This is a genomic window from Pseudarthrobacter sp. NPDC058329 (genome assembly GCF_042879835.1).
Taxonomy (GTDB): Bacteria; Actinomycetota; Actinomycetes; order Actinomycetales; family Micrococcaceae; genus Arthrobacter.
This window is the reverse complement of the sequence record NZ_JBHVZR010000001.1, coordinates 171987-197559: the sequence shown is the minus strand read 5'-3', so window position 1 is coordinate 197559 and position 25573 is coordinate 171987. Positions and strand designations below refer to the sequence as shown.

Annotated in this window: 20 protein-coding genes; 7 read left to right on the top strand and 13 right to left on the bottom strand. The window is 66.9% G+C overall.

Going from position 1 to position 25573, the window contains the following annotated elements:
• The first annotated feature begins 47 nt into the window (after positions 1 to 47).
• On the top strand, positions 48 to 1289 hold the full coding sequence (locus ACFVYC_RS01005; protein WP_387545596.1) for a class I SAM-dependent methyltransferase: 1242 nt from the start codon (positions 48 to 50) through the stop codon (positions 1287 to 1289).
• Here ACFVYC_RS01005 and ACFVYC_RS01000 read toward each other — a convergent pair.
• On the bottom strand, positions 1273 to 2070 hold the full coding sequence (locus ACFVYC_RS01000; RefSeq protein WP_387547060.1) for a shikimate 5-dehydrogenase: 798 nt from the start codon (positions 2068 to 2070) through the stop codon (positions 1273 to 1275). The genes ACFVYC_RS01005 and ACFVYC_RS01000 overlap by 17 nt on opposite strands.
• Before the next feature lie 109 nt (positions 2071 to 2179).
• Positions 2180 to 3625: a glycoside hydrolase family 3 N-terminal domain-containing protein gene (locus ACFVYC_RS00995; RefSeq protein WP_387547058.1), complete on the bottom strand. Its 1446-nt coding sequence runs from the start codon at positions 3623 to 3625 to the stop codon at positions 2180 to 2182.
• Positions 3626 to 4013: 388 nt separating this feature from the next.
• Between ACFVYC_RS00995 and ACFVYC_RS00990 the strand changes: the two genes are divergently transcribed.
• Positions 4014 to 5165 carry a glutamate--cysteine ligase gene (locus ACFVYC_RS00990; protein WP_387545594.1) on the top strand — a complete coding sequence of 384 codons (1152 nt, stop codon included), beginning with the start codon at positions 4014 to 4016 and terminating at the stop codon, positions 5163 to 5165.
• An 89-nt stretch (positions 5166 to 5254) separates the two neighbouring features.
• On the opposite strand, the gene tsaD is transcribed toward ACFVYC_RS00990, so the two are convergent.
• The 6 genes from tsaD to ACFVYC_RS00960 are packed head-to-tail and all read right to left on the bottom strand — an operon-like array spanning position 5255 to position 10489.
• A complete protein-coding gene (gene tsaD / locus ACFVYC_RS00985; protein ID WP_387545592.1) occupies positions 5255 to 6346 on the bottom strand; it encodes a tRNA (adenosine(37)-N6)-threonylcarbamoyltransferase complex transferase subunit TsaD in 1092 nt (363 codons plus the stop codon).
• Positions 6343 to 6819 carry a ribosomal protein S18-alanine N-acetyltransferase gene (rimI, locus tag ACFVYC_RS00980; protein WP_387547055.1) on the bottom strand — a complete coding sequence of 159 codons (477 nt, stop codon included), beginning with the start codon at positions 6817 to 6819 and terminating at the stop codon, positions 6343 to 6345. Before rimI ends, tsaD begins: the two co-directional genes overlap by 4 nt.
• A 44-nt stretch (positions 6820 to 6863) precedes the next feature.
• The gene (gene tsaB, locus ACFVYC_RS00975) at positions 6864 to 7535 is read right to left on the bottom strand and encodes a tRNA (adenosine(37)-N6)-threonylcarbamoyltransferase complex dimerization subunit type 1 TsaB (protein WP_387545590.1); all 672 of its coding nucleotides are present in this window, start codon (positions 7533 to 7535) and stop codon (positions 6864 to 6866) included.
• Positions 7535 to 8140, bottom strand: a complete 606-nt coding sequence (gene tsaE, locus ACFVYC_RS00970) for a tRNA (adenosine(37)-N6)-threonylcarbamoyltransferase complex ATPase subunit type 1 TsaE (protein ID WP_387545588.1) — start codon at positions 8138 to 8140, stop codon at positions 7535 to 7537. The genes tsaB and tsaE overlap by 1 nt, the downstream gene beginning before the upstream one ends.
• Positions 8137 to 9360 carry an alanine racemase gene (alr, locus tag ACFVYC_RS00965; protein ID WP_387545587.1) on the bottom strand — a complete coding sequence of 408 codons (1224 nt, stop codon included), beginning with the start codon at positions 9358 to 9360 and terminating at the stop codon, positions 8137 to 8139. The genes tsaE and alr overlap by 4 nt, the downstream gene beginning before the upstream one ends.
• 37 nt (positions 9361 to 9397) lie before the next feature.
• Entirely contained in the window at positions 9398 to 10489 is a 1092-nt protein-coding gene (locus ACFVYC_RS00960; protein WP_387545584.1) for a carbohydrate kinase family protein, read from the bottom strand.
• Between the two features lie 277 nt (positions 10490 to 10766).
• Here ACFVYC_RS00960 and ACFVYC_RS00955 point away from each other — a divergent pair, with 277 nt between their 5' ends.
• From ACFVYC_RS00955 to ACFVYC_RS00935, 5 genes are all read left to right on the top strand, one after another.
• Positions 10767 to 11012, top strand: a complete 246-nt coding sequence (locus ACFVYC_RS00955; RefSeq protein ID WP_387545583.1) for a hypothetical protein — start codon at positions 10767 to 10769, stop codon at positions 11010 to 11012.
• Between the two features lie 151 nt (positions 11013 to 11163).
• Positions 11164 to 12585, top strand: a complete 1422-nt coding sequence (locus ACFVYC_RS00950; protein ID WP_387545580.1) for a 6-phospho-beta-glucosidase — start codon at positions 11164 to 11166, stop codon at positions 12583 to 12585.
• A gap of 75 nt (positions 12586 to 12660) precedes the next feature.
• The gene (gene mshA, locus ACFVYC_RS00945; RefSeq protein ID WP_387545577.1) at positions 12661 to 13926 is read left to right on the top strand and encodes a D-inositol-3-phosphate glycosyltransferase; all 1266 of its coding nucleotides are present in this window, start codon (positions 12661 to 12663) and stop codon (positions 13924 to 13926) included.
• A 36-nt stretch (positions 13927 to 13962) separates the two neighbouring features.
• Complete coding sequence (locus tag ACFVYC_RS00940) at positions 13963 to 15639, top strand: formate--tetrahydrofolate ligase (RefSeq protein ID WP_387545575.1); 1677 nt, start codon at positions 13963 to 13965, stop codon at positions 15637 to 15639.
• Between the two features lie 130 nt (positions 15640 to 15769).
• A complete protein-coding gene (locus ACFVYC_RS00935) occupies positions 15770 to 16687 on the top strand; it encodes a DUF559 domain-containing protein (RefSeq protein ID WP_387545573.1) in 918 nt (305 codons plus the stop codon).
• A gap of 84 nt (positions 16688 to 16771) precedes the next feature.
• On the opposite strand, the gene ACFVYC_RS00930 is transcribed toward ACFVYC_RS00935, so the two are convergent.
• From ACFVYC_RS00930 to glgX, 5 genes are all read right to left on the bottom strand, one after another.
• Positions 16772 to 17857: an inositol-3-phosphate synthase gene (locus ACFVYC_RS00930; RefSeq protein ID WP_387545571.1), complete on the bottom strand. Its 1086-nt coding sequence runs from the start codon at positions 17855 to 17857 to the stop codon at positions 16772 to 16774.
• 163 nt (positions 17858 to 18020) lie between these two features.
• Positions 18021 to 19061, bottom strand: a complete 1041-nt coding sequence (gene mgrA, locus ACFVYC_RS00925; RefSeq protein WP_387545568.1) for an L-glyceraldehyde 3-phosphate reductase — start codon at positions 19059 to 19061, stop codon at positions 18021 to 18023.
• Between the two features lie 109 nt (positions 19062 to 19170).
• Positions 19171 to 20940 (bottom strand): malto-oligosyltrehalose trehalohydrolase, encoded by a 1770-nt coding sequence (gene treZ / locus ACFVYC_RS00920; protein ID WP_387545566.1) that lies wholly within the window; start codon positions 20938 to 20940, stop codon positions 19171 to 19173.
• A complete protein-coding gene (gene treY / locus ACFVYC_RS00915) occupies positions 20937 to 23264 on the bottom strand; it encodes a malto-oligosyltrehalose synthase (protein ID WP_387545563.1) in 2328 nt (775 codons plus the stop codon). The genes treZ and treY overlap by 4 nt, the downstream gene beginning before the upstream one ends.
• The gene (gene glgX / locus ACFVYC_RS00910) at positions 23261 to 25516 is read right to left on the bottom strand and encodes a glycogen debranching protein GlgX (RefSeq protein WP_387545561.1); all 2256 of its coding nucleotides are present in this window, start codon (positions 25514 to 25516) and stop codon (positions 23261 to 23263) included. Before glgX ends, treY begins: the two co-directional genes overlap by 4 nt.
• Between the last annotated feature and the right edge of the window lie 57 nt (positions 25517 to 25573).

The following is a 25573-nucleotide window of genomic DNA, read 5'->3' as shown; positions in this document are numbered from 1 at the left end:
AACACTATCCGCATCCCGCCGGACGCTCCTCCACTAGGCTGGAATGCATGTCTCACGCTCCCCAGGACCACATCGCGCCGTTGCTCACCCCAGAGGGCTGGGAGCTTTTGGCGTCTTTGGGCCCGTACCAGGAGGACAAGTCCTTCGAGCTCAATTCAGCACTGCGGAAGGCCGGCCACTCCCCCGCCCTGGTCTCCGCAGTCCTGACCCAGTCCCGGCTCCGCACGAAAGCCGAGGCGAAGTTCGGTGAGTTCGCCCGCAGCATGCTGTTCACCCAGGCAGGCCTGGAGCAGGCAACAAGGCTCACCGTGGCCGCGCGTCACGCCCAGCGCTTCGCGGGGGCCGGCATCAGCCACGTGGCGGACCTGGGCTGCGGCCTTGCCGCCGACTCGCTGGCGTTGGCATCGATGGACATCAACGTGACGGCGGTGGAAATGGACGAGGCCACCGCCGCCTGCGCCACCGTCAACCTCATTCCGTTCTCCAACGCCACGGTGGTTCATGCAGATGCCACCGCCGTTCCGCTGGACGGGATCGACGGCGTCTGGCTGGACCCTGCCCGGCGGGTCACCTCCACGTCCGGTACCAAACGCATCTGGGACCCCGAGGCCTTTTCGCCGCCTCTGTCCTTTGTTGAATCCCTGGCGGCGACCGGCCGTGCGGTCGGGGTGAAGATGGGGCCGGGGATGCCCCATGACTCCGTGCCGGCAGACTGCGAGGCCCAGTGGGTCTCCGTGTCCGGCGATGTCACCGAGGTGGCGCTGTGGTTCAACGCCGTGCGCCGGCCCGGCGTCCGCCGGGCAGCGCTGGTCCTGGGTTCCTGGGGTGCGGCCGAGCTCACCAGCGGCGAGGATTTCGGGGCGGGTCCCGCCGCCCCTGTGGGTCCGGTGGACGGCTACCTGTACGAGCCCGACGGCGCCGTGATCCGCGCGGGGCTGGTGGCCGACGCCGCCCTGCAGCTGGGCGGGCACCTGGTGGATGAACACATCGCCTACATCTGCGCGCCGCAGTTGGTGGACACACCCTTCGCGCGTGCCTACAAGGTGCTGGACGTTATGCCGTACAACGTCAAGGCGCTCAAGGCCTGGGTGAAGGCGGAGGGCATCGGGGTGCTGGACATCAAGAAGCGCGGCACCGCCGTCACCCCTGAGGATCTGCGGAAGCAGCTTCTCGCCGGAGGAAAAAAGGCCGGCAACAAAACAGCCACCCTGGTCCTGACCCGGATCGGGGAGGACAGGGTGGCCATCGTGGTGGAACCTGTCCAACACGCCGCTACTGGGCGCGCGTAAACTCCTCGGCCGCACGGACCTGCTCAGCGGTGGGCCGAACCCCGGTGTAGAGCACAAACTGCTCCAACGCCTGGATGGTGGCCACCTCCGCTCCGGTAATTACCGGCTTTCCGGCGGCCCGGGCGGCACTGATCAGCGGGGTTTCGGCAGGCAGGGCAACCACGTCGAACACCACCCGGGCGGCGTCGATGGTTTCCTGCGGGAAGGCCAGGGTGTCCGCTCCTGGCCCGCCGGCCATACCCAGGGGTGTGACGTTGATGATCAGGTCTGCAGTCCTGCCGTCGAGCGCCGGACGCCACTGGAACCCATACTGTTCCGCGAGCGCCCGCCCGGTGGTTTCGTTCCGTGCGAGGACCGTGACGTCAGTAAACCCCGCGTCCCGAAGCGCAGCGACGGTGGCCTTGGCCATGCCTCCGGCCCCCTGGACCAGCACCGAATAGCTGTTGGGCACCGCGTTCGAGGCGAGCAGCTGCTCGATCGCCGTGTAGTCGGTGTTGTAGGCCTTCAGGTGCCCGTCGGTGTTGACGATGGTGTTGACGGAATCGATGGCTGTGGCCGACGGGTCCATTTCGTCAACGAGGGCAATCACGTCCTCCTTGTACGGCATGGAGATGGCGCAACCGCGGATTCCCAGCCCCCGCACTCCGGCGATGGCCTGCTCCAGGTTGGTGGGGGCGAATGCCTTGTAGATCCAGTTCAGGTCCAGCTGCCCGTACAGGTGGTTGTGGAACCGGGTCCCGTTGTTGCTGGGCCGGGCCGAGAGCGAGATGCAGAGGGTCATGTCTTTATTCAGAATGGGCACCTGACCATTTAACCCGTTCCCGCCCAACTAGCTCGCAATAGTTGTCGTTTTGACCGCGCAAAACGACAACTAATGCGAGTCAGTTGGGTCAGGGGCAGCCGGTGCCCGCCGGGAAGCTTCCGACGGCGACGGGCAGCTTGCCGGGTGCTGGCGCCTTCCCGGCCAGGACGGCGGCGAGGGCGTCGAAAGCCCCCTGGCTGCGGCCGTACAGGGCCACCTTAACCGGAGCGGCCGAGCCCTGCAGCGGCCAGGGGGCGTCGAGGGCGACGGCGATGTCTCCCCCCGCGGGCCGTCCGCCGTACGGGATGAGGCTGACCAGGGGGCCGGATCCCAAGCTGAGACCGTAACGGGCCGCAGCGTCCTCGAACCGTGCCCTGTCCGCGGGGCTGCCGCCGGACACCCGGACCGCTCCGGGAACGAGGGGTCCGCCGCAGTGCCCGGAGAGGACGGTGACGGCGGCGGCGGACACCCTGGCGGAAAGGGGGGCTCCGCTGCCGGCGGCAGCGCCTGTTGGTTTGCCCGTGCCCGCAGCTGCCCGGGCGTGCCAGGTCATCATGGTTGCCACCCGGACGGCCGCCTCGTCCAGGCGGGCCGCGGGCAGGGTACCGGCGGCGACGGCGCCAACAATTGCGGCGTGGGCCTGCGCGACGTCGGCGGGCATCAGCAGCAGGTCGGCTCCCGCCGCGAGGGCCATAACGGCGGCGGATCCGGCCGGATACTGCTTGTGCACTGCCCCCATGTTCAGGGCGTCCGTCACCGCCACCCCCTTGAACCCGAGCCCCCGCAGCGCGGCGTAGGTAGGTGTGGAGAGCGACGCCGGGACTCCAGGTTCCAGCGCGGGCACGGCGATGTGCCCGGTCATCACCATGGGCGAACCGGCGGCGATCGCGGCCTGGAACGGCTTCCAGTCACGTGAGCCCAGCTCCGCCACGCTGGCCGGCTGCACGGGAAGGTTGAGGTGCGAATCGGTGGTCACCGACCCGTGGCCGGGAAAATGCTTGACGGTGGGAAGAACGCCGGCGGCCAGCATGCCCTGCGAATACTCCACCCCCAGCGCGGCGGCGGTGTCCGGGTTGCCCGACATGGACCGGGCCCCGATCGTGGGATCCGCCGGCCCGATGGTTACATCAGTGTCCGGGGCAAAATCCGTGTTGAAACCCAGCGGCACCAGTTCCCCCGCAAGGCCCTGCCCGGCCTCACGCGCCAGGGCTCCGCTGCCCGCGGCGCCGTAGCTCATGGGGCTCGGCCATTCCGTCAGCGGCGCACCGAGGCGCGCCACCAGCCCGCCCTCCTGGTCGACGCCGATCATCCCTGGCCAGGGCCTGCCGTCCGCAGTGGCCGCCTGCCCCAGCCGCTGGTTGATGGCGCCCATGGCCGCGAGGTCTACTCCCCCCTCCGGGTCCAGCGGCACGTTGTCGCCCATGATGATGGACCCGGCGAGGTGCAGGCGTTCGACGACGGCGGCATGGGCGCCGGCGTCCCTGCCGGTGAAGAAGGGAAGGAGGACCTGGCCGGCCTTCTGTTCCGGCGACATCCCCGCCACGGCGGCTGCGGCGGCGTCCTGGTCGCGCTGCTGCGGGCCCCACCCCAGCGGGCGCAGGGCTGGGTCGGCCGACGGCGAAGGTGCGGGGGAAGCGGTACGGGGTGCCGGCGTCGTACGCGGTGATGCAGAAGGCGCGGCGGACGTGGAAGGGGCCTGCGACGGGACAGGGGCCGGGGCGGCAGTGCAGGCCGCGAGCCCCAACGCAGCAGAGGCTGCAGCCAGAACCGGGAAGGTTTTGTGAAGACTGTCACGCAGGTGTTGGAACGAGGCCATCAATACGATGCTACCCCTGCACTAGACTTGAAACACGCGTTCGCCTGCCGGCAGAAGCCCCTCAGTGACGGCGTGAGCCAGCGGCAACAGGACAGTTAGGAAACGCGTGAACATTGAGTTCGCTTCATCGAGGCAGTCAACACTTGGTGTCGAATGGGAACTCGCGCTGGTGGACGGCAGGACGGGTGAGCTCGCCTCCGTCGCCAATGAGGTGCTCCGCGGCGTGGCTTCCCGCCACCCGGAGCTGAACGAGGATGACGAGCACCCGCACATCAAGCAGGAACTGCTGCTGAACACCGTGGAGCTGGTCACCGGGATTTGCGAGACCGCCGCGGAGGCCAAAGAGGACCTCAGCCGGTCCCTCGCGGCCGTGCGGGAGATCACCGATCCCATGGGCGTGGAAGTGTTCTGCGCCGGCAGCCACCCGTTCAGCCCGCCGCAGCTGCAGCCGGTGACGGACAAGGCCCGGTACGCAAAGCTGATCGACCGTACCCAGTGGTGGGGCCGGCAAATGGTCATCTACGGCGTGCACGTACATGTGGGGCTGGACCGCCGCGAGAAGGCGCTTCCCGTGGTGGACGGGCTGGTCAACTACTTCCCGCACTTCCAGGCGCTCTCCGCGTCGAGCCCGTTCTGGGGCGGCGAGGACACCGGCTACGCATCCCAGCGGGCACTGATGTTCCAGCAGCTCCCCACGGCGGGCCTGCCCTTCCAGTTCAGCTCCTGGGACGACTACGAGTCCTATGTGCAGGACATGTTCACCACCGGCGTGATCGACACCCTTTCGGAAATCCGCTGGGACATCCGGCCCGTGCCGAACCTGGGGACCATCGAAATGCGCATCTGCGACGGTTTGGCCACACTGGAGGAAGTAGGCGCCATCGCCGCCCTCACCCAGTGCCTCGTGGACGAGTTCTCCACCACCCTGGACAACGGCGGGACCATCCCCACCATGCCGCCGTGGCACGTTCAGGAGAACAAGTGGCGGGCGGCCCGCTACGGGATGGACGCCATCATCATCCTGGATGCCGCAGGCAAGGAGCAGCTGGTCACCGACCACCTCCTGGACACCCTGAACCGGCTTGAGCCCGTGGCCGCCAAGCTCGGCTGCCCCGATGAGCTTGCCGACGTCGAAAAAATCATCCGCCGCGGCGCCGGGTACCAGCGCCAGCGCCGGGTTGCCGAGGAGCACGGCGGGGACCTCCAGGCAGTGGTCCTGGACCTGGTCAAGCAGATGCGGAACGGCCCCACCGCCTGATTTTCCCCTCGTTGCTCTATCAGTTGTGGTTCCCAAACAGGTGTTTTAGGGACCACAACTGATAGGGCATCGGGAGGGACATCCTGGGGTCAGGCCGGGAGGGACACCGACGTGACCGGCAGGGACGAGTCCGGGGCGAAGCCAATTCCGCTGGGACGTACGCCCGCCATCACCAGTTGCGCACCGAGGGCGGCCACCATGGCGCCGTTGTCCGTGCAGAGATCCAGCGGGGGTACGTGCAGCCTGATCCCTGCGGAGGCGCAGCGCTGGGCCGTCAGCTCGCGCAGCCGGGTGTTGGCCGCCACACCGCCGCCCAGGAGCACATCCTTGATGCCGTTTTCCCTGCAGGCCAGGACAGCCTTGGAGGAGATAACGTCCACCACGGCTTCCTGGAAGGCGGCCGCAATGTCCGGGACCGGAACGTCCTCGCCGCGGGCCTCGAACTGCTCAACGCACCTGGCAACCGCAGTTTTCAGGCCGCTGAAGGACCAGTCGTAGCGGTGCGGGCCCGGTTCCTCAGCGGTTCCCATGTACTTGGGCTGGCTGAGGCCGCGCGGGAAGCGGATGGACTTTGCGTTGCCGGTGCGGGCCACCTTGTCGATGGCAGGCCCGCCCGGATAGCCGAGTCCAAGGATGCGGGCCACCTTGTCGTACGCTTCGCCCGCGGCGTCGTCGATGGTGGAGCCGAGGAGGACCACGTCATCGGTGATGCTGTTGATTTTCAGGATCTCGGTGTGCCCGCCGGAGACCAGCAAGGCGCCGAGGTTCTCGGGCAGCTGCGGGGCCCGCCCGTTGTCCGGCCCGTCCAGCAACCCCACGCCCACGTGGGCTACAAGGTGGTTGATGGCGTAGAGCGGCTTCCCGGTGGCAACGGCCAGGGCCTTGGCTGCGCAGACGCCCACCATAAGGGCACCGGCCAGGCCCGGGCCGGAGGTCACGGCGATGGCGTCCACGTCGTCCAGCGTCACGCCGGCCTCGGACAGTGCCTGCTCAAGGGTGGGCACGAAGGCATCAAGGTGTGCCCTTGAGGCGATCTCGGGGATGACGCCTCCAAACCGGACATGCTCATCCATGGAAGATGACACGGTGTTGGTCAGGAGGGTGGTCCCGCGGACAACGCCCACGCCGGTCTCGTCGCAGGACGATTCGATGCCGAGCACCAGGGGCTGCGAGCGGTTCATGGCCTGCCTCCTTCCGTTGATCTGTCGTCTGATCCTTGGCCGTCCCTGCCGGGAAGCTGGAGCCGCATGATCAGGGCGTCCACGCCGTCACGGTAGTAGCGGGGGCGGACGTGGATCTGTTCGAAACCGAAACGCCGGTAAAGCTGCTGGGCACGGGGATTGTCCGCGCGGACCTCCAGCAGGACGTCCACCGCGTACCGCCGTTGCGCCTCCTCGACGAGCCGGGTCAGCAGCGTGGTGCCGATCCCCCGCCCTTCGTATTCAGGCACGACGGCGATGGTCTGCACGTCCGCGATGGGTTCGATGCACATCAGCCCGGCGTAGCCCACGATGCCGTCGCTGCCCTCGGCCACCAGGTACCAACGGGTCTCCGGCTGGGCCAGTTCGTCGTAAAACATGTGCAGGGGCCAGGCATCCACGGGGAAAAGCCGCTGCTCCAAAACGCTGACGGCGACGACGTCGTCAGGGGTCATCGCGCGGACCGAGACGCCATGGTTGCCGGGATCGGGGGCAGTGCTCACAGGGCCCTCTTCCTCGGTCCGGGGACCTGGGCGTCGGATTCGCGGAGGTACAGCGGGGTGGAGTCCAAAAGTGCATCCCCTGCGGCGAGCCGGGCCAGCGCGAACTGGCCCAGGTACAGCGCGTCCGGCTGTTCCTGGGCGAATTCCGGGTTTGCCTTCAGAGTCTCTGCGTAGAGCCCGGCGCCGGCGCCGTAGGCGGGCAGGTCCGGCAGGTCCGTGGCGAAGCTGACGTGCGGGCCGTCCTCCAGCACGGGAAGCTGCCCGTCCGCAAGGCTGTAGCCTGCCCAGTAGACCTCTTTGCGGCGCGCGTCCGTCACCACCAGGAATTCGGCGGCAGCCGTGGTGGATTCGGCGACTTCCAGCGCCACGGCGTCCAGGCTCATCAGGCCATGCAGTGGCTTACCCCAGACAAACGAGAGGGTGCGGGCCGTGGCGATGCCCGACCTCAGCCCCGTGAACGGGCCGGGGCCCACGCCCACCACCAGGGCGTCGATGTCGCTGCCGCCCACGCCGGCGTCCGCCAACAGCTGTTCAATTCCCGGCGCGAGAACCTCCGCATGGCTGCGGGTGTCCTCGGTGGAGAAACTGGCCACCACACCTTCGAGGGCGTCGCCGGAAACCAGTGCCGCGCTGGCCACGGCGGAGGTGTCGATGGCGAGGATGAGCATCAGGCGTTCCCTTCAAAGGTGGCAACCGGCTCCGGAGGAGCAGGCCAGCGTGGACCGTATCCGCGCATCACGATGGTGCGGGGCTCGTCAGTGTCCTCGTTTCCGAAGTCCAGGGTGCCGCCGTCGGACCTCGTGAAGCCCGTAATACCGAGTCCAATGGCACGGTGCAGGTCGATCTCCAGCCGGCTCTCGCTCAGGTGCTCCACCCGGTCGTGGCCCCATTCCACCACCGTCACGGAGGAGTCGAGGGTGTTTTCGAGGTCGATGTCGTCAATTTCGGCGGCCGAGTCCAGGCGGTAGGCATCCACGTGGACCAGGTCCGGTCCGCCGGGGCGTGGGCCGTCGGGCAGGTTGGGGTGGATGCGTACCAGGACAAACGTGGGCGAAATGATGCCGGCGCGGACGCCCAGCCCCTCTCCCAAACCTTGCGTGAACGTGGTTTTCCCGGCACCCAGCTCGCCGGAAAGCACCAGCAGGTCCCCGGCTTCGAGGACCGCCGCAAGGCGTACGGCGAGCGCGTGGGTCTGCTCCGCCGTCGTCGCCGTGAGGGACTTTTCCCAGTTGGGACGGGCCCCGCCGTTGTCGCGGGCCTGGGGCGCGTTCACGCGGCCCCCTCCGCAGACTGCACGACGGCGGCCGGGGCCTCTTCGTTGATAAAGCGGCGGGGAACCCGGGGGCTGATCCGGGTGACGATTTCGTAGTTGATGGTTCCGGCGGCACGCGCCCAGTCATCGGCAGTGGGGCCGGCGTCGGCGCCGTCGCCGAACAGCTCGGCCTCGGCACCCAGCAGGCCCGCACCCGCAGGGCCAGTGCCGCCGAAGTCGATGACCATCTGGTCCATGGCGATCCGTCCCACCACGGGGTAGGTTTTGCCGGCCACCCGGACGGGGCCGCCGGTGGCGACGCGCGGCACGCCGTCGGCGTAGCCCAGCGGGATCAGGCCCAGCGTGCTGGGGCCGCTGGTGCGGTAGTGCAGTCCGTAGGAGACGCCTTGCCCGTCCGGGACTTCCTTGCACTGGGACACCAGGGTCCGCAGCGTCATGGCCGGACGGAGCCCCAGCTCCGCGGACGTCTGCCCGTCAAACGGCGACAGCCCGTAGATTCCCAGTCCCACGCGGACCAGGTCAAAGTGGGTATCCGGGCGGGACAGGGTGGCCGGCGTGTTGGCAAGGTGCCGGACTTCAGGGTCCACACCAGCATCCTCGGCAACGGCGATCGCTTCCCGGAACGCTGCCAGCTGCTGGTCGGTTTCGGGCCGCTCGGGTTCGTCAGCCACCGCGAGGTGCGAGAAGATCCCCACCACGCGCAGCAGTCCCTGGTCCTGGTATTCCATGGCTTCGCCCACCAGGTGGTCCCAGGTATCAAGCGTTGCCCCGTTGCGTCCCAGGCCGGTGTCCACTTTCAGATGGATGCGGGCGGGGCGCTCCTGCTCCCGCGCTGCCGCGACAATACGGTCAAGCTCCCAGCCCGAGCACCCAATGTCGACGCCGGCTGCCACCGCCGCACTGAAGTTGCTTTCGGTGGTGTGCAGCCAAGCGAGCAACGGCGCCTCGATGCCGGCGGCACGCAGCGCCAGGGCCTCGGAAATGTGGGCGACCCCCAGCCAGGAGGCGCCGGCGTCCAGCGCCGCACGCGCCACCGGAACCGCGCCGTGTCCATAGGCATCCGCCTTCACCACCGCCATGACTTTCGCCGGGGAAGCTGCGGCCGCCAGCCGGCGGACGTTGTGCCGGATGGCGTCAAGGTCGATCACGGCTGACCGTTCATTGCGGGGGTCCTGTGCCGTGGCGGCATCGAAATCACCGGTTGCTGCGGGGTAAGTCACCCTAGTGATTCTAGTGCTGGCGCTTCGGGCCGAATAATCAGGCGTCCGAGAGGTGTGCGATGGTGGCCGATGCCCTGCGCTGGGCAGCGAGCGGGACGTCGTGGACGATGTCGGCCAGGAAGGAGAAGCGGCGGAGCCACTGGCTGGACTTTCGTTCCGGGCGGGCGTTTGCCCGTTTCCACCAGTCAGCGATGTCTCCCCAGCCAGGGGCAGCCAGCGATCCTCCCACCTCCTGCACCGCCAGCGAGGCACACAGGTTCGCGAACCGCAGCCTGTTGCCCAGGGGCCAGCCGGCCAGGGTCCCCACGATGAATGCGGCGTCGAAACAGTCACCGGCGCCCGTGGGATCAAACGCTTTGACGGGCAGCGAAGGCACCCATTCTTCCTCGCCTGTTTCGGAATCGACCGCCATGGCACCCTGCGGCCCGAGGGTCACCACGGCAACCGGCACCCGGTCCGCCAGCGCGTACAGGGCGGTCCACGGATCGTCCTTGCCGGTGAACGCCATGGCCTCGCGCTGATTGGGCAGGAACGCGTGGAAGTACTGCAGGTTGTCCAGCCGGACCGGCGCCCACACGCCACTGGGGTCCCATCCGACGTCGCCGAACAGCTTGACCCCGGCCTGATGCGCTTCCTTCGCCCACGGCTCAACTTCCATCCCCACCTCCGCGATGCCGGCGAGCGCGGGAGGCGGGTTCCCGATGAGCTCGGAGGCAGTGACCGGCGCCGCATGGCCGTGCGTCACCAGCGACCGGTCCTTATCCACGCACAGTGACACAGTGACCGGAGAGTGCCAGCCGGGCACCTTCCGCGACAGGCTCAGGTCCACGTGCTCCTGGCGGGACAGGATCTTCCAGTTGAAGTCGCCATAGCCGTCGTCCCCGAAGGCTGCCGCGAGGCCGGTGCGCAGGCCCAGCCGGGCCGCAGCAATAGCCTGGTTCGCCACACCGCCCGGGCAGCTGCCCATGCCGTCGCTCCAGATCTCCGTACCCGGTTCCGGGCCGTGGGGCAGGCCGGTGAAGATGATGTCCTGGAACACCGTTCCGGCCAGCAGCACGTCAAACCCGGGGTCCGAGGGCGAGCGGACGGCAGCCAGGGGGTCAAACGGGCGTGCGGGAATCGCGTCCATGTGCCGCACACTACGCCCTGCCCCGGACATCCGGTAGGGGCGGGCACGTCCCGTGAGATCGCCCACCTTATTATGAGCTGCTCATATTAATTCCGTAGAGTTAATACCAGGCCGCCAAACTTTAGGTGGTGCCGCAGCGTAAACCGTCCCAGCGTGCTGGCAGTCGGCCGCCGCAGTCCGGCCCCCGATGTCCGCCTGTGCCCCTCCTGATTGGCGCGCAGGCGGTACTGCACCGGCATCGGCAATACCGGCAAGCCCCCGATAACCAGGAGACACCATGACTCTGCATTCCCAACTGGCCGCAACCCAGAAAACCCAAGCCACCGTCCGCAGCAGCACACCGCGTGGGGGCAGCTACATCTCCCTCCCGGCTGACCGCGAAATTCCAGTCCGCGCCGGGGGTCATTACGTTTCACTGCCCGGCGCGCTGCCCGGCAATGCCAACAAGGCCCAGGGCACCTACGTAACGCTTCACTCGGCTCCTGCGGGAGAGACGGAAATCAGCTACACCCGCGTCGGCTGACCCTCAAAAGCACCATGGCGCCTGCCGCCCTTTCCGAAAGAAAGGGGCGGCAGGCGTTTTTGTGCCTTCAGCACCACGCCCAGCCCCGCCCGCTCAAGCAGGGCCGCCGTCTCCCCCGCCCGAGCCGGAAAGCGAAGCTAGACTGCTGATTATGCGGCTACTGATTGTGGGCGGCGGTGGTTTCCGGGTTCCGCTGATCTACCGCGCGCTGGTCTCGGGCCCCTTCACCGGAGTGGTCACCGAACTGGTGCTGTACGACGTCGACCTCTCCCGCCTTGCCGCCGTGACAGCTGTCCTGCGCAGTATGCCCGTTGCAGGTGCCAGCCTGCCGGTCCATCCCACCACCAACCTCCCGGAGGCGTTGCAGGGTACCCGGATGGTGTTCGCCGCCATCCGCCCCGGCGGTACCGCCGGCCGGGTGGCCGACGAAAAGGTGGCGCAGGACCTGGGCCTGCTGGGGCAGGAAACCACCGGGGCCGGCGGTATTTCCTACGCGCTCCGGACCATCCCGCACATGCTGGACCTCGCGCACCTGATGAGGGAACACTGCCCGGACGCCTGGCTGATCAACTTCACCAACCCGGCCGGCATGGTCACCGAAGCGCTCGTGCCCGTGCTCGGCCGCCGGGTCATCGGGATCTGCGACTCCGCGGGCGGACTGGTGCACCGTGCGGCCCGGGCTGCCGGCATCACGCTGCCGGAAGGAGCGCTCGACGGCGTGGGCTACTACGGCCTGAACCACCTGGGCTGGCTGTACCGGCTGGAGTCCGGCGGACGGGACGTGCTTCCCGCGCTGCTGTCGGATCCGCAGGCGCTTCAGTCCTTTGAAGAGGGCAGGCTGTTTCCGCAGCCGTTCCTGGCCCGCCTCGGTGCGCTTCCCAATGAGTACCTGTATTACTACTACCAGCAGGACGCCGCCCGGGAGGCGATGCGTGCCATGTCCGCCACCCGCGGGGAATCCATCCACAGCCAGCAGCAGGAGCTGTACCCGCGGCTCGCCGCCGCGGGCGGAAAGGCGTTCGGGTTGTGGGAGGCTGCGCGCCGGTCCCGGGAGGAGGGCTACCTCGCCGAGGCGCGCGGGCAAGACGAACGCCGCGATGAGGCCGACCTCGCCGGCGGAGGCTACGAGCGCGTCGCGCTGGCAGCCATGCGCGCCCTCTCGGGGTCCGGTCACGCGCAGCTGGTCCTGAACACCCGCAACACCTTGCCTTCGGAACCCGCCGCGACGGCAGCGCACCAGCCGTTCACCGCTCAGCCGTCCACCTCCGAAGCCGCCATTCCGGGACTGCCGGCGGACGCCGTCGTCGAACTTCCCTGCACCATAACGCCCGACGGCGTGCTGCCGCTGGCCCAGCAGTCTCCCCCGCCGGAGCAGCTCCGGCTGCTGCGGCAGGTGAAGGACGTGGAGCAGCTGACCGTGCGTGCAGTAGCAGAGGGTGACCGGGACGCGGCATTCCAGGCTTTCGCCCGGCATCCCCTGGTAGGCTCCGACGAGCTCGGCGCGGCGCTGCTGGCAGGGTACGAGCAGGCGTTTCCGGCCCTGGGGAAGCTGTGGCGCGGCGGCACGCGTTGACACAGGAGTAATGTTTTAGCGAATGCCCAGTACTGACCCGGCGCGCACCTGCGCCGGCGGCCGGAAGGAGGTCCCGTGGCACCGGTCCGCAGGGTGGCCTTACTGTCCCTCCACACATCCCCCATGGAGCAGCCGGGTTCCGGTGATGCCGGCGGCATGAACGTCTACATCCGCGAACTGGCCTCCGCGCTTGCCGAAGCCGGCGTGGAAGTGGAGATCTTCACGCGGTCCACCTCCGCCGGCCAGCCCGCCGTCGAGCACCCCGATCCCGGGGTGTGCGTCCACAACGTCCTGGCCGGGCCCGCGAAGAAGATTCCCAAGGAGGAGCTTCCGGGACTTCTCCACCACATGGTCGAAGAGATTGAGCAGATCCGGCAACGGCAGCCGCACGGCCGCTACGACGTTATCCATTCCCACTACTGGGTCTCCGGAATCGCGGGGCTGGAGCTTTCGGAACTGTGGGGCGTGCCGCTGGTCCACACCATGCACACCATGGCCAAGGTCAAGAACCTGCTGCTCGAGTCCGGTGAGCAGCCCGAGCCGCGGCGCCGGGAGCTGGGTGAGCACCGGATAGTGGACGGCGCCGCGCGGCTGGTTGCCAACACAAGTGCCGAGGCGGCCGAGCTTGTGTCCCACTACGGCGCCTCGTACGACCTGATAGACATCGCCCCGCCGGGTGTGGATCTCAGCACGTTCACGCCTGCATTCCGGGCCAGGTCGCGGAGTGAGCGGAACATCGGCCCGGAGACTTTCCACCTCGTGTTCGCGGGCCGGATCCAGCGGCTGAAGGGGCCGCAGATCCTGGTGAAGGCAGCGGCCCTGCTCCGGCACCGGCGTCCGGACATCAACCTGCGGCTCACCGTCCTGGGCTCACTGAGCGGGAACAAGGAATTCAACCTCCGGCGCCTGGTTGCCGAGGCGGGAATGGACGACGTCGTCACGCAGCTTCCGCCGGTGAAGGCACCGGAGCTTGCGGCATGGTTCCGGGCGGCCGACGTTGTGGTGATGCCCTCCTACAGCGAGTCCTTCGGGCTCGTGGCCCTCGAAGCCCAGGCCTGCGGCACGCCCGTGGTGGCCACGCGGGTCGGCGGGCTGTCGCGGGCGATCTTCGACGGCAGGACCGGGCTGTTGGTGGACGGCCATCACGCCTCGGACTGGGCCGATGCGCTGGAGGCCCTTTATGACGACCCCGCCACCCGGGAGGACATGGGCCGGGCAGCCGCCATCCGCGCCCAGAACTCGGGGTGGCAGCGCACGGCCGCCATCACGCTCGAGACTTACCACGCCGCCGTCGACAACTTTGTGCAGCGCCGGCTGACCACACCGGTTCCCGCCTCCTGACCGCCCACTGCCACTTCGCTCCAGCAAAGGACAAAGATGTCTGCTACCCCGAGTGACCTTGAAATTGCCCGCGCGGCACGGATCCGGCCCATCGAGGAGATCGCCGCATCCGCGGGGATCAACGCGGAGGCGGTGGAACAGTACGGGCGGTACAAGGCGAAAATTGATCCCGCGCGGCTATCGGCGCCCCCGCCGCACGGGAAGGTGGTGCTGGTCTCGGCCATGTCCCCCACTCCGGCCGGTGAGGGGAAATCCACCACCACCGTGGGGCTCGCCGATTCCCTTGCCCGGGCCGGGCACCGGGTGATGATCGCCTTGCGGGAGCCGTCGCTGGGACCGGTCCTTGGCATGAAGGGCGGAGCGACGGGCGGCGGATACTCGCAGGTCCTGCCTATGGACGAAATTAACCTGCACTTCACCGGGGACTTCCACGCCGTGACGTCGGCAAACAATGCCCTGATGGCGCTGGTGGACAACCACATCTACCAGGGCAACCAGCTCAATATCGACCCCCGGCGAATGACGTTCAAAAGGGTGCTGGACGTCAACGACCGCGCCCTGCGGGAGGTGGTCATCGGCCTGGGCGGGCCGGCGCAGGGGATTCCCCGCCAGGACGGTTTCGACATCACGGTGGCCTCGGAGATCATGGCCGTTTTCTGCCTGGCCACAGATCTGGCGGACCTCCGCGGGCGCCTGGGCCGGATCACGTTCGGCTACACCTATGACCGTTCCCCTGTCACGGTGGCTGATCTGGGTGTGCAGGGGGCCCTGACCCTGCTCCTGAAGGAGGCCATCAAACCGAACCTGGTGCAGACCATCGCGGGCACCCCGGCCCTGGTCCATGGCGGTCCCTTCGCCAACATCGCCCACGGCTGCAACTCCTTGATTGCCACCCAGACAGCTCGCCGGCTCGCGGACGTGGTTGTCACGGAAGCAGGCTTCGGGGCTGATTTGGGTGCCGAAAAGTTTATGGACATCAAGTCCCGGTTTGGCGGCCTGGCCCCGTCAGCGGTCGTGGTGGTGGCGACAGTACGTGCACTGAAAATGCAGGGCGGGGTTGCCAAGGACCGGCTTACTGCACCGGACCTGCCGGCCCTCGAAGCCGGGGTGGCCAACCTGCGCCGGCATGTGCGGAACGTGGAAAAGTTCGGTGTCACGCCGGTGGTGGCCATCAACAGGTTCTCCTCAGATTCTGCTGAGGAGCTCGAGTGGCTGCTGGCCTGGTGTGCGGCGGAAGGAGTTGCGGCCGCCGTCGCCGATGTGTGGGGTCGCGGCGGCGGGGGTGACGGCGGCGACCAACTCGCGGCCCTCGTGGCGCGCGTGGTGGCCGGGCCCAACAGCTTCCGGCCTTTGTACCCGCTGGAGCTGCCGGTGGAGGACAAGATCCGGACCATCGCGCAGGAGATTTACGGTGCGGACGGCGTCGAGTTCTCCGTGCCCGCCCTGAAGCGGCTGGCCGACATCGAAAGGAACGGTTGGTCCGGGATGCCCGTGTGTATGGCCAAGACCCAATACTCGTTCACGGACGACGCCTCCCGCCTCGGCGCACCCAAGGGTTTCACTATCCACGTGCGCGACCTCCTCCCCAAGACAGGCGCCGGCTTTATCGTGGCGCTGACCGGAGCGGTGATGACCATGCCCGGCCTGCCTGCCGCCCCCGCCGCCATGCGAATGGACGTGGACGATGCCGGCAACCCGGTGGGCCTCTCCTGACCTCTCCCCCAACGTTGACCTATCAGATTTGGCTGCCATAAGGAGGTTTTGGGGACCATAACTGATAGGGCAACGGCAACCTGTGGATATCTTCTGCAGGCAAAACGGCGTCCGGGTAACAATGGTCGGCATGCGACCTCCCGCGCCTTTACCGGCCCGCCTCTCCTCGATGCCGTTCACTGTCCACGAAGCCCGGGCGGCGAGGCTCAGTAATGGCAGGCTGCGTTCTTCGGATATCGCCTCCACAGGACGCCTACTCTATCTGCCGGCCGGCTGGGAATTCGAACTCCACGGGCTCTCCCGGGCACTTTCCGCTGCCACTCCCGGGGCATGGATCTCGCATATCACGGCAGCAGTGTTGTGGGGGCTGTGGCTTCCGGCCTGGCTGCAGGATTGCCGGCAACTCCACCTCAGTAAGCCGAAGACGCTGCCACCGGTCCGCCGTGAAGGCGTCATTGGACATACGGTGCTGGCGTTCGAAGACGAAACGATGATCTGGGAGGGAATGCGCATTTCGACTCCTGCCCGCACATGGCTGGATCTTGCAGCCTTGTTGCCCCTGGCGGATCTTGTGGCCGTAGGCGACCAATTGGTACGTCAGCCACGAAACGGTTTGGAAGAACGAACAGAGCCCTGGAGCACAGTGGAGCGGTTGCAGTGCATGCTGAACAAGCATCCCAAAATGAAGGGGATCGTTAAAGCCCGGGAGGCATTACTGCTGATCCGCCCCGGAGCTGACTCCGCTCCAGAGACCTTCCTGCGTCTTGCCCTTGGCGAGGCTGGTCTCCCCGAGCCCGAACTACAAGTGCGGATCGTGCCCGGTGATCCCTTTTCCCCGGCTGCTGACATGGGATACCGGCGGCATCGCATCGCCATCCAGTACGACGGCGGCCACCACCTCACGAGGGAACAGCAGTCCCGGGACAATCGGCGGGACGAAGTCTTCAACCGGGCGGGGTGGCGGTACTTCAAATTCAATGCCGATGATCTCGCCAAGGACTTCCGGGGCGCAATCAATCAAGTGCGGTTGGCCCTCCGGGGTTCTTAAAAGCCAGTTGCCCTATCACTTATGGTTCCCAAACCAAGGGTTTGAGGACCAAAAGTGATAGGGCAACTGCAGTAAATGCCCGGGTTAGCGCTCGAGGTCTCCGCGGATGAAGGCTTCAACTTTCTCGCGGGCGAGGTCGTCATTGAACTGCTCCGGCGGGGACTTCATGAAGTAGCTCGATGCGGAGAGCAGCGGGCCGCCGATACCGCGGTCCAGGCCGATCTTGGCGGCGCGGATGGCGTCGATGATCACGCCGGCGGAGTTGGGCGAATCCCAAACCTCGAGCTTGTACTCGAGCGATACGGGGGCGTCGCCGAAGTTGCGGCCTTCGAGGCGGACGAAGGCCCATTTGCGGTCGTCGAGCCACTGGACGTAGTCGGACGGGCCGATGTGGACGTCCTTGGCAGCCAGTTCGGCTTCCACGTTGGACGTGACGGCCTGGGTCTTGGAGATCTTCTTGGATTCCAGGCGGTCGCGCTCCAGCATGTTCTTGAAGTCCATGTTGCCGCCGACGTTCAGCTGGTACGTGCGGTCCAGGGTGACACCGCGGTCTTCGAACAGCTTGGCCATCACGCGGTGCGTGATGGTGGCGCCGATCTGGCTCTTGATGTCGTCGCCGACGATCGGGACACCGGCAGCCGTGAACTTGTCCGCCCACTCCTTGGTTCCGGCGATGAACACGGGGAGGGCGTTGACGAAGCCGACACCGGCGTCGATGGCGCACTGGGCGTAGAACTCGGCAGCTTCCTGCGAGCCGACGGGCAGGTAGCAGACCATAACGTCAACGGCGGCGTCCTTGAGTGCCTGGACTACGTCCACGGGCTCTTCGGTGGACTGCTCAATGGTCTCGAGGTAGTACTTGCCGAGACCGTCGAGGGTGTGGCCGCGCTGGACGGTGATACCGGTGGGCGGCACGTCAGCGATCTTGATGGTGTTGTTTTCGCTCGCGAGGATCGCATCGGCAAGGTCAACGCCGACCTTTTTGCCGTCAACGTCAAACGCGGCGACGAACTCAACGTCACCTACGTGGTACTGGCCAAACTCAACGTGCATCAGGCCCGGGATCGTGGCCTTGGGATCTGCGTCCTTGTAGTAGTGGACGCCCTGGACCAGCGATGCGGCACAGTTTCCTACGCCGACGATTGCAACACGAATCGGATGTGAAGACACGGAACTCCTTTAGGACAAACGTCAGCCGGCCGGGTTCCGCTGCGAGGAAAGTACGACGGCGGCCGGCAGGCTCGGCGCCGCGCGGCGCCTTTTCATATTACCCAACAAGGTGGGACGGAAAGTTGTTCCCCCGTCCCACCTTCTGGAAAATGACGGAGGCGAATTAGACGGGCTGAGTGCTGAGGCTGATGTCCGATTCCTCCGCGAACTGGTCGATGGCGGCCAGCTCGCTTGCGGTGAACTCGAGATTGTTGATCGCCGCCAGGGTGTCCTCCAGCTGAGCGACGCTGGACGCACCCACCAGCGCGGACGTGACGGGCGAACCTTTGGGCTGGTCCCGCAGGATCCACGCGATGGCCATCTGTGCCAGGGACTGCCCGCGGCCCTCAGCGACGGTGTGCAGGCCGCGGATCCGGTCCAGCTTCTCGGCAGTGATGGCGTCCTCGGAGAGGAAGCGGGCTTTGGCGGCGCGGGAATCAGCGGGGATGCCGTTGAGGTAACGATTGGTGAGCATGCCCTGGGCCAGCGGCGAGAAGGCAATGGACCCGGCCCCCACCTGGTCAAGTGCTTCGTACAGGTTGGGGCTGCCGTTCTCGGTCCACCGGTTGAGCAGGGAGTAGCTGGGCTGATGGATCAGCAGAGGCGTGCCGAGTTCCTTCAGGATTCGTGCCGCCTCAAGGGTCTGTTCCGGGGTATAGGAGGAAATGCCCGCGTACAGTGCCTTGCCCGATCGCACCGCATAATCCAGGGCACCCATGGTCTCTTCCAACGGGGTCTCCGGGTCCGGCCGGTGGCTGTAGAAGATGTCCACGTAGTCCAGGCCCATCCGCTGGAGCGACTGGTCCAGGCTGGAGATCAGGTACTTGCGGGAGCCCCATTCACCGTAGGGGCCGGGCCACATGTAGTAGCCGGCCTTCGTGGAGATGACCAGCTCGTCACGGTACGGCTTGAAGTCGTCCTTCAGGTGCCGGCCAAAGTTGGTCTCGGCGGAACCGTCCGGCGGCCCGTAGTTGTTGGCGAGGTCGAAATGGTTGACGCCCAGGTCAAAGGCGCGGCGAAGGATGGCCCGCTGTTCGTCAAAGCGCTTGTCGTCGCCGAAGTTGTGCCAGAGGCCGAGTGAGATGGCCGGAAGTTTCAGGCCGCTGCGGCCGACGCGGCGGTAGGGCATGGATTCGTAGCGGTTTTCCGCCGCGGAGTAAGTCATGGATTCCATCCTGCCAGCTGTGACCGGCGCAACAGAGGGGAGCCGGGAAAGTTACGCCGCGGGCTGACATCATCAGCCCGCGGCGCATCTTCCGTTACAGACCGGAAGGTCAGGACTTCAGGATCGCGGCGCTCCAGGGAGCCAGGTCCAGGACATCGCCTTCAAGGCCGGTCCCCTCATCCGTGGCCAGCAGGACAGACCCGGAGGCGTCCTCCAGCCGGACCTTCGCGTCCGAAAGGTTCAGCAGCACCTCAACGCTCCCCCGCCGGAAACGCAGCCAACCGGCGTCGTCGTCGAACGTTACGTCCGTCTCCCCGAAGCCAAGGCCTGCAAGCTCGCCGTGCTCCCGGCGCAGCGCGGTAAGCGAGCGGTAAAGCTCCAGCAGCCGGGCGTGGTCTCCCCCGGCAGCTTCGTCCCAGTTCAGCTTGGACCGGCGGAAGGTCTCCGGGTCCTGGGGATCGGGCACGACGGCGGGATCCCACCCCATGCGCTCGAACTCCTTGATCCGCCCTTCCGCCGTAGCCTTGCCGAGCTCCGGTTCCGGATGCGAGGTGAAGAACTGCCACGGTGTGCTCGCCGCGAATTCCTCGCCCATAAACAGCATGGGCGTGAAGGGCGACGTCAGGGTGAGCACTGCCGCAACGGCCAGTTGCCCGTAGGACAGGGACTGCGAGAGCCTGTCCCCGGTGGCCCGATTGCCGATCTGGTCGTGGTTCTGGTTGCACACCACCAGCGCGGCGGGGTGCACCAGCGAGGCATTGATGGGCCGGCCGTGGTGGCGGCCGCGGAAGCTGGAGTAGCTGCCGTCGTGCAGGAAGCCGTCCTTCAGGACCTTCGCCAGCACCGCCAGGGACTGGAAGTCCTCGTAGTACCCGGTGGTCTCGCCGCTGACACTCACATGCACGGTGTGGTGGAAATCGTCGCTCCACTGCCCGGCGAGCCCGTAGCCGTTGGCGTCCCGCGGGTAGATCAGGCGCGGGTTGTTCAGGTCAGACTCGGCGATCAGCGTTTTCGGCAGTCCGGTTTCCGCCGAGACGGCATCGCCCAGGGCGCCGAACTCCTCCAGGATGTGCACGGCCCGCTCATCGCGCAGCGCGTGCACGGCATCCAGCCGCAGCCCGTCCACATGGTAGTCCCGGAGCCATAGCGCGAGGTTGTCCAGGATGTACTCGCGCACTACGTCCGAGCCGGGGCCGTCCAGGTTAACGGAGTCGCCCCAGGTGTTGGCGTCCCCTTGCTTCAGGTACGGGCCGAACTTGGGCAGGTAGTTGCCGCTGGGTCCGAGGTGGTTGTATACCACGTCCTGGATGACGCCCAGGCCGGCGGCATGGGCTGCGTCAACAAAGCGTTGGTACGCGGCCGGCCCGCCGTAGCCTTCATGGACGGCGTACCACTGCACGCCGTCGTAGCCCCAGTTGTGGGTGCCGTTGAAGCCGTTGACCGGCAGCAGTTCCACGAAGTCCACGCCCAGGCCCGCCAGGTAATCCAGCTTCCCGGCCGCAGCGTCGAGGGTCCCCTCCGGCGTGAAGGTCCCCACGTGGAGTTCGTAGATGACCGAACCCTGCAGCTCCTTGCCCTTCCAGCCGCCGTCCTGCCAGCTGTGGGACGAGGGGTCGTAGGTTCGGGAGAGCTCATGGACGCCGGAGGGCAGCCGGCGCGAGCGCGGATCGGGCACCGGCTGGCCGTCGCCGTCCAGAAGGTAGCCGTAGTCCACGTCGCCGTCAGCGGGTGCGTCCGGCGCCGTCCACCACCCCTCCAAGCCGGGTGCCGTCGCCTTCTTCAGCATCGGGTACTGCCGGCCGTCCGCCAGCAGGATTACCGACTGTGCGTCCGGAGCCCAGACGTCGAAACGCCCGGGCCCCACATTGACGAGGGTCATGCCTTTTCTCCATCCACCGGTACGAGCAAAGCCACGGGGTAGGTACCCAGGACGTCAGCCACCAAAACCGTGCCCGGCCCGTAAACGGAACCGGAGAACTCATCACGCACCGCAACGGGGAGTTCGACGGCGGTGTCCCGCCATCCGCCGTCGGCCGCCAGCCCGGCGGGGAGCCGGGTAGCCAGGGTCAGGGCGCCCAGAACCCCGTCAGCACCGCGGTGGAAGGCGACCAGATGCTCTGCGGCCGCACCTGTTGCTGCCACCGGGGCGTAGCCCTGGAACAGTTCGGGCCGGTCGCGGCGGAGCCGGAGCGCCCGGGAGGTGACCAGGAGCTTGCTGATTTCGGTGCCCGCTTCCGGCAATGTGCCGGCGTCGAGCCTTGCCAGCTCCGCCTGGCGGACCGCGAAGTCCACCGGCCGCCGGTTGTCCGGGTCGGTCAGGGACCGTTCCCAGAATTCGCTGCCCTGGTAGACGTCCGGGACTCCCGGCATGGTCAGCTGGACCAACTTGGCGGACACGGAGTTGGACGCGGCGTAGGAGTCGGTCCGTGCCACGAAGTCCTCCACCACCCTGGTGACCCGGCCGTCGTCGAACACGGCGTTCACCGCGGCCTTTACGGAGGACTCGAACTCCTCGTCCGGGTCCGTCCACGTGGTGGAGTTGCCGGCTTCGCGGGCAGCCTTTTCCGCGTAGCCCTGGAGCCGTTCCCGGCTGGCCGGCCAGGCGCCGATAATGGCCTGCCACAGCAGGTTCTCGTACGGGCCGTCCGGAATCGGGGCAAGTTCCCGGAGGGTGTTGAGGGTGGCCGTCCACTCCTGCGGCAGTTCCGCGATCACGGAGATCCGGGCCCGCGCATCCTCGCTGCGCTTGGTGTCGTGCGTGGACAGGGTGGTCATGGACAGCGGATATTGTTCCTGCCGCCGCGCCATCCGGTGGTGGAACTCCTCGGGTGAAACGGAGAACTCGGTCGGTTCGGCCCCCACCTCCGTCAACGTGCCCAAACGGGTGTAACGGTAGAACGCCGTGTCCTCCACACCCTTGGCCATCACCATGCCGGAGGTCTGCTGGAACCGGACCGCGATCGGATTGGCCGGGTCCAGGAGCAGCGGAAGCAGCGTGCCGACGGCGACCTCCAGCTCGGGCCGGCGGGCCGCCGCGGACTCGCAGGCTTCCTTGAGGATCTCGGCGCCCGTGGGCAGGTAGGACCTGTACACCGGGAAGGCTGCGATGATTTCCGCCAGCGCGTCAGCTGCCTGATCCACCGGAAGCCCGTAGGACTCCGGAACCAGGCGGGCCAGCCGCAGCACCTCTGAGCGGAGGATGCCGTCGGCGATCATCCGCTTGGTGCCGCGGATCATCTCGGCGTAATCGGCGGGTGCGGCTGATTCCCGGAGCTTCGCGTCAAGGTCCTCGAGCGGCTGCTGGCCGGCCGGATCAACAAACACCCGGTCAACATCAGCAAGGGCGTCGTACCCGGTGGTGCCCTCGGTGGCGAAGTCCTGGGGCAGGACTTCGCCCGGCTCCAGGATCTTTTCCACTAGGACGTAGGCTCCGCCGCTGAGGTCCTTCAGCCACCGCAGGTAGCCGGCAGGATCCGCGAGGCCATCGGGATGGTCCACGCGGAGCCCGTCCACGAGGCCCTCAGTGAACCAGCGGCCCACTTCGGCATGGGCTTCCTCGAACACGCGGGGCGTCTCCACCCGGATCCCTGCCAGCGTGGTGACCGCGAAGAAGCGTCGGTAGTTCAGTTCGGCATCCGCGCGGCGCCAGCCGATCAGCTCGTAGTGCTGGCGGCTGTGCACCTCCTGGGCTGAGTCGCCGTCGGAATATGTTCCTTCGGCGATCGGGAAGCGGTGGTCGTAGTAGCGGAGTTCGCCGTCCTTGACCTCCAGCTTGTCCAGGTCATCATCCGAGCCCAGCATGGGCAGCCGGATCTTGCCGCCGGCCAGTTCCCACTCGACGTCGAAGGCGTCCGCGTAGGGTGATCCCTGACCTTCCTTCAACAGGGACCACCACCACGGGTTCTGCGCCGGCGTTGCGACGCCCACGTGGTTGGGCACGATGTCCACCAGGACACCCATGCCGTGTTCGCGGGCCGCTTTGGACAGGGCGAGCAGGCCTTCCGGCCCGCCCCGCTCCGGGTCTACGGCGGAGGGGTCGGTCACGTCATAGCCGTGGTCCGAGCCCTGCTCCGCCGTCAGGATGGGCGAAAGGTACACCCAGTCCACCCCGAGCGATTTCAGGTACGGGACCTTCTCCGCGGCGTCAAACAAGGTGAAGCTGCTGCGGATCTGGAGCCGGTAGGTGGAGGAAGGGACCCTCACTTCTCCGTAGCCTTCCGCGAGCCCACCTTGGTGGTCTTGCCGGGTTCAGCGATGACGGGGGTGCTGATGGATTCCGCCTCGCTGGAGGTGGACTGCGTCAGCGCCGCGAGCGATGCCGCCACGGAGTGGTCCGGCTCTACTTCCTCAACAGTGTGGGCCCGCAGGACCACCAGGGACTTCGCTTCCACGGGCAGCGGCTCCCCGGCCGTCACTGGCTCAGTGTCAGCGTTATGGCCCGCGGTGTCGATGATGATGTCCCAGGCCGGCGCGTACTCATCAGACGGCAGGTTGAACTTGACCGTGTCATCGTGCGCGTTGAAGTACAGCAGGAAGTTGACGTCGGTGATCCGGCGCCCGCGGCTGTCCTTGCCCTGGATGCCGTCGCCGTTCAGGAAGACTCCGACGGACCGGCCGAATCCGCTGTCCCAGGCCTCGGGCTTCATGGTTTCACCGTCCGGGTCCAGCCATACGATGTCCGGCAGCCGTTCGCCTTCGCCCCGCAGGACGGGCCGGCCGTCGAAGAACCGGCTGCGGCGGAAGGTGGGATGCTTGGCGCGGAGCGCGTTGACTGCGGAGGTGAATTCCACCAGCGGCTGGTCGATGCTGTCCCAGTTGATCCAGGTGAGCTCGGAGTCCTGGCAGTAGCCGTTGTTGTTGCCCTGCTGCGTGCGTCCCATTTCGTCGCCGTGCAGGAGCATGGGTACGCCTTGGGACAGGAGCAGCGAGGCGATGAAGTTGCGCTGCTGGCGGGCCCGCAGCGAGAGGACCTTGGGATCATCTGTGGCGCCCTCGACGCCGCAGTTCCAGGAGCGGTTGTGGGATTCGCCGTCGTTGTTGTCCTCGCCGTTGGCATCGTTGTGCTTCTCGTTGTAGGACACCAGGTCCGCCAGGGTGAAGCCGTCGTGTGCCGTGACGAAGTTGATGGAGGCCACGGGGCGGCGTCCGGAGTGTTCGTACAAGTCTGCAGAACCGGTGATGCGGGAAGCGAATTCGCCCAGGGTGGCGGGCTCGCCGCGCCAGAAGTCGCGGACCGTGTCGCGGTACTTTCCGTTCCACTCTGTCCACTGCGGCGGGAAGTTGCCCACCTGGTAGCCGCCGGGGCCAACGTCCCAGGGCTCGGCGATCAGTTTGACCTGGGAGACTACCGGGTCCTGCTGGATGAGTTCGAAGAAGGTGGACAGCTTGTCCACGTCGTAGAACTCGCGGGCCAGGGTGGAGGCGAGGTCAAAGCGGAAGCCGTCCACGTGCATCTCGGTGACCCAGTAGCGGAGGGAGTCCATCAGCAGCTGCAGGGAGTGCGGCTGGCGGACGTTCAGGGAGTTGCCGGTGCCGGTGTAGTCCATGTAGTGCTTTTCGTCGCCCTCCATCAACCGGTAGTAGGCGGCGTTGTCGATGCCCTTGAAGGACAGCGAGGGGCCCAGGTGGTTGCCTTCGGCGGTGTGGTTGTACACCACGTCGAGGATGACCTCGATGCCGGCCTTGTGAAGCGAACGGACCATTGCTTTGAAGTCCTGGACCTGCTGGCCGGTGTCGCCGGTGGAGCTGTAGGTGTTCTGCGGCGCGAAGAAGCCGATGGTGTTGTAGCCCCAGTAGTTGTTCAGGCCCTTGTCCTGCAGGGTGCCGTCATTGACGAACTGGTGCACGGGCATCAGCTCGATGGCCGTGATGCCCAGCTTCTGCAGGTGCGAGATCACGGCCGGGTGCGCCACGCCTGCGTAGGTGCCGCGCTGCTCTTCGGGGATCTCCGGGTGCAGTTCGGTGAGGCCCTTGACGTGGGCTTCGTAGATGACCGACTGGTGGTAGGGAATGCGGAGGTTCTGGTCGCCGTCCCAGTCGAAGAACGGGTTGATGACCACACCCATCATCATGTGGCTGGCGGAGTCCTCATTGTTGATGGAGTCCGGCTCGCCCAGGTTGTACGTGAACAGCGACGGGTCCCAGTCCACCTGGCCGTGGACGGCCTTGGCGTAGGGGTCCAGCAGGAGCTTGTTGGGGTTGAAGCGGTTGCCGGAATCAGGGTCGTACGGGCCGTGGACCCGGTAGCCGTACTTCTGGCCGGGCTGGACCTGCGGGATGTAGCAGTGCCAGACGTACCCGTCCACCTCATCCACGGTGATGCGGGTTTCCTTGCCGTCCTCGTCGAAGAGGCAGAGCTCCACTTTTTCGGCTCGTTCGCTGAACAGCGCAAAGTTGGTGCCGGTTCCGTTGAACGTGGCGCCAAGGGGATAAGCCGATCCGGGCCAGACTTCCATAATGCTCCTATGTTTTGATCGGCAGCAGAAGGCAGGCCCCCTGTTGCCGGTGCGAAC

Excerpts from the sequence above, each read along its gene's own strand:
- ACFVYC_RS01005 (WP_387545596.1), top strand. The coding sequence starts at position 48 with ATGTCTCACGCTCCCCAGGACCACATCGCGCCGTTGCTCACCCCAGAG.
- ACFVYC_RS01000 (WP_387547060.1), bottom strand. The coding sequence starts at position 2,070 with ATGACCCTCTGCATCTCGCTCTCGGCCCGGCCCAGCAACAACGGGACC.
- ACFVYC_RS00995 (WP_387547058.1), bottom strand. The coding sequence starts at position 3,625 with ATGTCGCCGGAACAGAAGGCCGGCCAGGTCCTCCTTCCCTTCTTCACC.
- tsaD (WP_387545592.1), bottom strand. The coding sequence starts at position 6,346 with ATGAACCGCTCGCAGCCCCTGGTGCTCGGCATCGAATCGTCCTGCGAC.
- rimI (WP_387547055.1), bottom strand. The coding sequence starts at position 6,819 with ATGACCCCTGACGACGTCGTCGCCGTCAGCGTTTTGGAGCAGCGGCTT.
- tsaB (WP_387545590.1), bottom strand. The coding sequence starts at position 7,535 with ATGCTCATCCTCGCCATCGACACCTCCGCCGTGGCCAGCGCGGCACTG.
- ACFVYC_RS00960 (WP_387545584.1), bottom strand. The coding sequence starts at position 10,489 with ATGGACGCGATTCCCGCACGCCCGTTTGACCCCCTGGCTGCCGTCCGC.
- ACFVYC_RS00955 (WP_387545583.1), top strand. The coding sequence starts at position 10,767 with ATGACTCTGCATTCCCAACTGGCCGCAACCCAGAAAACCCAAGCCACC.
- ACFVYC_RS00950 (WP_387545580.1), top strand. The coding sequence starts at position 11,164 with ATGCGGCTACTGATTGTGGGCGGCGGTGGTTTCCGGGTTCCGCTGATC.
- ACFVYC_RS00940 (WP_387545575.1), top strand. The coding sequence starts at position 13,963 with ATGTCTGCTACCCCGAGTGACCTTGAAATTGCCCGCGCGGCACGGATC.
- ACFVYC_RS00935 (WP_387545573.1), top strand. The coding sequence starts at position 15,770 with ATGCGACCTCCCGCGCCTTTACCGGCCCGCCTCTCCTCGATGCCGTTC.
- mgrA (WP_387545568.1), bottom strand. The coding sequence starts at position 19,061 with ATGACTTACTCCGCGGCGGAAAACCGCTACGAATCCATGCCCTACCGC.
- treZ (WP_387545566.1), bottom strand. The coding sequence starts at position 20,940 with ATGACCCTCGTCAATGTGGGGCCCGGGCGTTTCGACGTCTGGGCTCCG.
- glgX (WP_387545561.1), bottom strand. The coding sequence starts at position 25,516 with ATGGAAGTCTGGCCCGGATCGGCTTATCCCCTTGGCGCCACGTTCAAC.